Source organism: Micrococcus sp. GbtcB5 (assembly GCF_019091605.1).
In the GTDB taxonomy this organism is placed as follows: domain Bacteria; phylum Actinomycetota; class Actinomycetes; order Actinomycetales; family Micrococcaceae; genus Micrococcus; species Micrococcus luteus.
The window spans coordinates 1-236 of sequence record NZ_JAGXJK010000468.1 but is presented as its reverse complement, the minus strand read 5'-3'; the positions used below and the strand labels follow the sequence as shown (position 1 = coordinate 236).

At 73.3% G+C, this 236-nt stretch carries 1 protein-coding gene; it reads right to left on the bottom strand.

The annotated features are described in order from the left end of the window. On the bottom strand, positions 1-223 hold a 223-nt coding region (locus KVS67_RS13140), incomplete at its 3' end, for a CoA-binding protein (protein ID WP_217565562.1). Between the last annotated feature and the right edge of the window lie 13 nt (positions 224-236).

Below are 236 nucleotides of genomic sequence, written 5' to 3'. Positions count from 1 at the left end.
CGCGGTGGCCGAGGATCTCCTTGCCGGCCGCGGCGAGCACGGGATTCACGAAGTAGACGTCGTACGTGGTCGTGCTCAGCAGGTACGTGGCCACGAAGTACGACGCACGGGCCGGCTTGTCCGAGGCGCCGACGATCGCGATCGGCCGGGTGCGCCGCAGGATCGCCAGGCGCTCGGGGGCGCCGGGGCCGGTCCAGGTGCGCTCGGGCTGGGTGGGGCCCATGGCTCAGGCCTCC